The 6,690-nt window shown below is 62.3% G+C and carries 6 protein-coding genes; 2 read left to right on the forward strand and 4 right to left on the reverse strand.

Features of this window, described 5'->3' with window-relative positions; all coding sequences use genetic code 11:
- Positions 1-9: 9 nt before the first annotated feature.
- Complete coding sequence (locus tag ABE456_RS22455; RefSeq protein ID WP_346645890.1) at positions 10-2,148, forward strand: TonB-dependent siderophore receptor; 2,139 nt, start codon at positions 10-12, stop codon at positions 2,146-2,148.
- Between the two features lie 37 nt (positions 2,149-2,185).
- Here the strand turns inward: ABE456_RS22455 and ABE456_RS22460 are convergent, their stop codons facing one another.
- The 4 genes from ABE456_RS22460 to ABE456_RS22475 all read right to left on the reverse strand — a co-directional run bounded on the left by ABE456_RS22460 (position 2,186) and on the right by ABE456_RS22475 (position 5,118).
- Positions 2,186-2,707, reverse strand: coding sequence for an acyloxyacyl hydrolase (locus ABE456_RS22460; protein WP_346645891.1), 522 nt, complete (start codon positions 2,705-2,707; stop codon positions 2,186-2,188).
- 172 nt (positions 2,708-2,879) lie between these two features.
- The gene (locus ABE456_RS22465; protein ID WP_346645892.1) at positions 2,880-3,626 is read right to left on the reverse strand and encodes a phytanoyl-CoA dioxygenase family protein; all 747 of its coding nucleotides are present in this window, start codon (positions 3,624-3,626) and stop codon (positions 2,880-2,882) included.
- 57 nt (positions 3,627-3,683) lie between these two features.
- The gene (locus tag ABE456_RS22470; RefSeq protein ID WP_346645893.1) at positions 3,684-4,127 is read right to left on the reverse strand and encodes a carboxypeptidase regulatory-like domain-containing protein; all 444 of its coding nucleotides are present in this window, start codon (positions 4,125-4,127) and stop codon (positions 3,684-3,686) included.
- A gap of 124 nt (positions 4,128-4,251) precedes the next feature.
- Entirely contained in the window at positions 4,252-5,118 is an 867-nt protein-coding gene (locus ABE456_RS22475; RefSeq protein ID WP_346645894.1) for a LysR family transcriptional regulator, read from the reverse strand.
- A 107-nt stretch (positions 5,119-5,225) separates the two neighbouring features.
- On the opposite strand from ABE456_RS22475, the gene ABE456_RS22480 reads away from it, so the two are divergent.
- The gene (locus tag ABE456_RS22480) at positions 5,226-6,611 is read left to right on the forward strand and encodes an aldehyde dehydrogenase family protein (protein ID WP_346645895.1); all 1,386 of its coding nucleotides are present in this window, start codon (positions 5,226-5,228) and stop codon (positions 6,609-6,611) included.
- The last annotated feature ends 79 nt before the right edge of the window (positions 6,612-6,690 follow it).

A 6,690-nucleotide genomic window follows, 5' to 3' on the forward strand; every position in this document is an offset into this window, starting at 1 on the left:
GTACCGTCGATGCGTCGCACGTTCGTTTCGCTTTGTGTGCTTCATGCTGTCTCCCCGCTGGCCTTTGCCGAGCCTGAACCGCTCAGCGACCCCGCTCAGATAGAGCTCCAGGCCCTGAACATCACCAGCAGCGCTGACAGCGAACGCGCCGATGGCCCGGTAGTTGGCTACAAGGCCACCCGCTCGGCCAGTGCCACCCGCACCGACGCCGCACTGCACGAAACGCCGCAATCGGTCAGCGTGGTACCCAAGGATGTACTGGAAGACACCGGCGCCACACGCCTGCAGGACGGCCTGGACTACGCCGGCGGCGTCGGCCGCGCCAACAATTTTGGTGGCCAGGGCCTGACCACCTTCACCGTGCGGGGCTTTACCACCGGCGAGTTCTACCGCAACGGTTTCCCGATCAACCGTGGCTACCCCAACGCCCCGGACGCCAACACCGTCGAACGCCTGGAGGTTATCCGTGGCCCGGCCAGCAGCCTGTACGGCCGCGGCGACCCTGGGGGTACTTTCAACGTGGTCAGCAAGCAGCCGCTGCCAGAGTCGAAGGTCACCCTGGGCAGCCAGTTCGATGACCAGGGCATGCACCGCGCCACCCTCGACGCCACCGGGCCGCTGAACCAGGATGGCTCGCTGGCCTACCGCCTGAACGTGCTTGGCGAAGGCGGCGACAGCTTCCGCGATGACGTGGAAAGCGAGCGCTATGACGTGGCGCCGGTGGTCAGCTGGCAGGTCAACGACAGCACGAAGGTCGTCTTCGAGGGCGACTTCATGCGTAACAACCACCCACTGGACCGCGGCCTGACCCGTCTGCCTGGGCAGCTCGGCACAGCCTCGCGTGACACCAACATATGGGAAAAAGGCAGCGACAACCTGCTGCACAACGACAACAACATGGCCCAGTTGCGTTTCGAACACTTTCTTAACGACAACTGGACATTGGGCGGCGGCATGCAGTGGCTCGACGGCTCGCTAAAGGGCAACGCCGTGGAAGCCAATGGCCTGCAGGCCGACGGTCGCACCCTGGGGCGCAACTTCAACTACCGCAAGCTGGAGTGGACCGATCGTGACTACCAGCTCAACCTCACCGGCCACTTCGACACTGGCGGTTTCGCCCATACCCTGCTGACTGGCATCGAGTACGAAGACTACGACTACAACTCGATCATCCGCCGTTCGGCCGGTGGTAACGGCGCCTACCCGATCGATATTTTCGAGCCGGTACTGGGCCAACCGCGACCTGCCCTGACCCGCACCACCACCCATGACAAGGAAAACCTGAAGACGTGGGCTGCATTCATCCAGGACCAGGTGGCCCTGACCGAGCGCCTGAAGGTGCTGGCGGGTGTGCGCTTCGAGCGCTTCGAGCATGAATACGACGACAAGCTGCCAACCAACCGCGACTTCAGCAAGGGCGAAAACGGCGTCACCCCGCGCCTTGGCCTGATCTACGACCTCACCGACACCGTGGCGGTCTATGCCAACACCGCGCGTTCGTTCAAGCCCAACACCGGCACGCCTGCCAGCGGCGGCGGTGGCTTTGACCCGGAGAAAGGCAAGTCCTACGAGCTGGGTGTGAAATGGGAGGCGCTTGATCGTCAGCTGAGCATCGACGCGGCGATCTACCATATCGTCAAGGAAAACGTGCTGACCAACGACCCGAACGACCCTACAGGTACCTTCAAGGTAGCGGCTGGCGAGGTACGCAGCCGGGGCCTGGACATCAACATCGCGGGCAACCTGACCCCAGAGTGGCGGGTAATTGGTGGCTATGCCTATGTCGATGCCGAGGTGACCAAGGACAACAGCATCCCCACCGGCACACGCCTGGCCAACATCCCGCGCAACAGCTTCAGCCTGCTGAACACCTACGAGTTCCAGGATGGCTTGGCCAAGGGGCTTGGGCTGGGGGTTGGCGTGAAGTATGTGGATGATCGGGCCGGGCAGACGGCGGCAACCACCTACACCATGGAGCTCTACAGCGTGGTTGACCTGTTGAGCTTCTACAAGGTCAACGAGCACGTGCGGTTGAACCTGGACGTGAAGAACGTGTTCAACAAGGGGTATGACGAGGGCGCGTTCAACAGCTACGTCTACCCGGGTGCTCCGCGGACCGTACAGGCCGGGATTTCCTATACCTTCTGAATTGCCGGGAATGGGCCGCGCAGCGGCCCCAAAAATCTCAGAAGCCTTTGCTGTAGAACAGCGAGTACGACTCAATCCCGTCGTTAGGCTGCTTGATCCCGGCATTGGAGTAATGCATCGCTCGGATCCCCACCTTCTGCTCCCCCGGCAACTTCAGGCCAAAGCCGATGCGGTCTTCGAAGTTGACCGCCGAGCCCAGGCGATGGTCGCCCACGTCGGTCTTGGAAAACGCTGCCAGGCCAATGCCGGCCTCGATGTACGGGGTGTAGGTAAAACCGCTGAACTCATAAGTGAACACCGGGCTGAATGACAGCGAGTGCGCACCACTGGCGTCTCCGCCTTCCCAGTAGGTGTAGGCCGCATCCCAGTAACCGGTCACATAGCCTGTGCTGCTTTCCAGCCATTTCTTGTCCCAGTCGAACGACATGCCAATACGGTAAGTCATGTCACCTTGGCCAGTGGCGCCAACGGCGCCGGACACCTGCGCGGCCTGGGCCAGATTCGCCCCGGCAAAGGCCAGCACTGCAGCGGCCAGCGAAGCAGCTAGACGGGTTTTCATCAACGACTCTCCTGATGGTCTAGACGACAAGCGGGGGCTTGGGCCCCTCGATTTTATGCGCCGACCGGTGCATCCCAACCGGTCATACGAAGTAATACTTTTTTGATTATTGTCTAGTTAATCAGAAAGTTGAAAGTCAATTACCACTATTGGCTAGATTCCTGTGCCAGGATCAGTCGTATTCCGCTTCTTCGTGCTCGCCAAGCAAGCGCCTTTGCCGGGCCGTGGCTTCCTCCAGTACCTGCGGGTTGAATTGCCAGTTCAAGTACGGCGAAAACTTTTGCGCAACCATGCGCCGGCCATAGTGCACTTGCAGCATGTCACGCTCGCGTGACTGACTGCAGTTGGCCCCGCCGCTGTGCCAGATATCGCTGCGAAACACCAGGGCGTCACCCGCGTTGCACAGCACCGGGTGGGCTTCACGGCCTTGCCACCGGTCTTCCCCGGCTTTTGGGGGGCGCGCGGCGCGGTGGCTGCCAGGCACGATCCAGGTCGGCCCGATGTTGTGGTCGATATCACTGAGGTACAGCTGTGCCGTGAGGATCTGCATGGGCTGGGTGAAGTCGCCCCGCTCGCTGAGCCAGTCGGGCAATTGCATGGGCAGGTGGTCGAGGTGCAGGGCCGCGCCGGGGTAACCGGGGTGGCTGCGCCAGGCAGTTTGCCCGATCACATGGCAGTCGGCGCCCAGTGCCGCTTCAGCCAGCGCGATCAGGGGTGGCAGGTCGAGAAAGGGCAACCATAACGGGTTGCGGTTGAACACGCATTTGTAGTGCTCCAGCAGCCCCTGGTAGTCCCAGTGGATTGGCTGCAGGTCATCGATGGCGCAGCGCAACAAGGCGATACGCAGGGGTTCGAGCACACCGGGGAGCAACACATAGCCCCGCTCGTCCAACATCTCCAGCTGAAGGTCCAGGCTCATGGCGATGCGCTCCTTTCAGGCGAGAGCACATCTGTACTCCCGCCTGCCTTTTCATCATCAACGCCAGTTCAGGTTCACGGTGGCAGGTGTCTTGCCGTTCACGGTCACCATTTGCTGCCGCGTTTCACCTTGGGCGTTACCCGTGACTTTGTACTGGCCCGGTGGCAGTTGCACATAAAGCAGCGGCCCGGCATCGGGGACGCTGAGTACCGGTTTGCCCTGGGCATTGAGGATGTCGACGTTGGCGCCGCTCTCGAATTCGCCGCCTGGGCCAGTCGAGAGCTCGACGTGCAGGTCGTAGCCCGGGGTCTTGCGCAGGGCATTGGCTTCATCCTGGCCGATACCGCCTTGCACGTAGCGCACGCCGTTCTGTTCCTGCGGTTGCAGCTGCACAGCCTGCATGTTGATGGGGGCATTGAGGTCGGCGGCGGCCGCCAGGGTCCATGGCATGGCCAAGGTGATCAACAGTGCCGCGCCGAGAGCATAGTGATGGTTACGCATGGTTCGACCCTCCATTCGAGGATGGCTTACCTATTATCTGATCCTCCTGGCGCAGTGGTGTTCGTGCTGATGCATGGTCATTGCATGAAATTCGCTTTAGTGGAAATTTTCTTCAGCTTTAACATCAAGTTGCACGCGCTTCCTCAAGTAGTTTCACGAACATGCTCAAACTGCGCGATACCGTGCCCCGCCGCCATACCAGCCAGGTTTTCAGGTAGCGGAAGTCCTCCGACATTGGCCAGGCGCTGACGGTGCTGCACCCCGGCATGTTATCGAGCATGCTGCGCGGCATCATGGCCAGGCCGGCACCGGCGCTGACGCAGGCCAGCATGCCGTGGTACGACTCCATTTCATGGATCTTGCCCGGCACCGCCTGGTCCTGCACGAACCAGTTTTCGAAGTGGTGGCGGTACGAACAGTTGGCGCGGAAGGCGTAGATGCTTTCGCCGTTGACATCCTGGGCGCGGGACACCGGTGCATGGTTGAGCGGGGCAATGACCATCATCTCTTCCTCGAACACCGGCATGCCCTCCAACGTCGGGTGCAGCACCGGCCCGTCGACGAAGGCCGCTACCAGGCGGCCAGACAGCACCCCTTCGAGCATGGTCCCTGAAGGGCCGGTGGACAGGTCCAGGTCAACCTTGGGGTAGCGCTGGTTGTACGCCGCCAGCAAGGCCGGGATGCGCACCGCTGCCGTGCTTTCCAGCGAACCCAGGGCGAAAGTGCCTTGTGGGTCTTCACCGGCCACGGTCAAGCGCGCCTCATGCACCAGGTCGAGGATGCGCCGGGTGTATTCAAGGAAGTTCCAGCCCGCAGGCGACAGGCGCAGGCGGCTCTTTTCACGAATGAACAGCTCCACGCCCAGGTCTTCTTCCAGTTGCTTGATGCGCGTGGTCAGGTTCGACGGCACCCGATGGATATGCTGCGCGGCGGCACTGATGCTGCCCTGCTCTGCCACGGCCTTGAAGATCTCTAGTTGCACCAGGTCCACTGCCTTTCTCCAAACGTGAATGTTTCGCTCATTATTATTCAGTTTTCATTAAAGCCATAGCCCACTAGTCTGGCGTCACTGATTAACAACAACGAGAGTGTCCCGCCATGAGCGCGATCAGCAGCCTGACCCACGCCATCTCCCTCGACCCGTATAGCGGCGAGCAGATCGGCGCCTACCCGTTCGACACCGACGCCGCACTGGAAGCGGCGCTGCAACGTGCCAAGGTTGGCTACAGCCAGTGGCGCCAGGTGTCGCTGGGTCAGCGCAGCGAGTACCTGCTGGCCCTGGCCAGCACGCTCGAAGCCAAGGCTGAAGCCTTCGCGCAAATGATCAGCCGCGAAATCGGCAAGCCGATCGCCCAGGCCCGTGGCGAAGTCAACAAGTGCGTCGGCCTGTGCCGCTGGTATGCCGAACATGGCCCGGCCATGCTCGCAGCCGAACCGACCCAGGTTGAAAAAGCCCGCATCGAATACCGCCCGCTGGGCCCGATCCTGGCGGTGATGCCGTGGAACTTCCCGGTCTGGCAGGTACTGCGTGGCGCGGTGCCGGCGATCCTCGCGGGTAACACCTACGTGCTCAAGCACGCACCAAACGTGATGGGCAGCGCTTACCTGCTGGGCGAGCTGTTCAAGGATGCCGGGTTGCCACAAGGCGTGTTCGAAGTGCTGAACGTGACCCCCGACGGCGTCACCCGCGCCATCAACGACCCACGCATCGCCGCCGTGACCCTGACCGGTAGCGTGCGTGCCGGCATGGCGATTGGTGCACAAGCCGGCGCCGCGCTGAAGAAGTGCGTGCTGGAACTGGGCGGTTCCGACCCGTTCATCGTGCTGGCCGACGCCGACCTGGATGCCGCAGTGAAGGCTGCCGTGATTGGCCGTTACCAGAACACCGGCCAGGTCTGCGCGGCTGCCAAGCGCCTGATCGTGGAAGCAAGCATTGTCGAAGAGTTCACCCGCAAGTTCGTCGAAGCTACTCGTGAACTGAAGGTTGGCAACCCGCTGGAGGACGACACCTACATCGGCCCGATGGCGCGTTACGACCTGCGTGATGAGCTGGATGGCCAGGTGCAGGCGACCCTCGCCGAAGGCGCCACCTTGCTGCTGGGCGGTAACAAGGTCGAAGGCGTGGCCAATTTCTACGCACCGACCGTGTTCGCCAACGTTACCCCGGACATGACCGCGTTCAAGCAGGAGCTGTTTGGGCCGGTGGCGGCGATCATTACCGCCCGTGATGCCGAACATGCGGTGGAGCTGGCCAACGACAGCGAGTTCGGCCTGGCCGCGACCATCTACACCGCCGACTATGCACTGGCCGAGCGTATGACGACGGCACTGGACACCGGTGGCGTGTTCATCAACGGCTACTGCGCTTCCGACCCCCGTGTGGCGTTTGGTGGGGTGAAGAAGAGCGGCTTCGGCCGTGAGCTGTCGCACTTTGGGGTGCGTGAGTTCACCAATGCCCAGACGGTGTGGCTGGACCGTAACTGATCTCATGCCCTGGGGCCGCGCCCCGGGCCCCGGGGGGGGGGGGGTGCCCCCACCCCCAGGCCGGGGGGGGGCGGGGGAA

Source organism: Pseudomonas sp. TWI929 (genome assembly GCF_039673335.1).
Lineage (GTDB): Bacteria > Pseudomonadota > Gammaproteobacteria > Pseudomonadales > Pseudomonadaceae > Aquipseudomonas.

Excerpts from the sequence above, each read along its gene's own strand:
- ABE456_RS22460 (WP_346645891.1), bottom strand. The coding sequence starts at position 2,707 with ATGAAAACCCGTCTAGCTGCTTCGCTGGCCGCTGCAGTGCTGGCCTTT.
- ABE456_RS22465 (WP_346645892.1), bottom strand. The coding sequence starts at position 3,626 with ATGAGCCTGGACCTTCAGCTGGAGATGTTGGACGAGCGGGGCTATGTG.
- ABE456_RS22470 (WP_346645893.1), bottom strand. The coding sequence starts at position 4,127 with ATGCGTAACCATCACTATGCTCTCGGCGCGGCACTGTTGATCACCTTG.
- ABE456_RS22455 (WP_346645890.1), top strand. The coding sequence starts at position 10 with ATGCGTCGCACGTTCGTTTCGCTTTGTGTGCTTCATGCTGTCTCCCCG.
- ABE456_RS22480 (WP_346645895.1), top strand. The coding sequence starts at position 5,226 with ATGAGCGCGATCAGCAGCCTGACCCACGCCATCTCCCTCGACCCGTAT.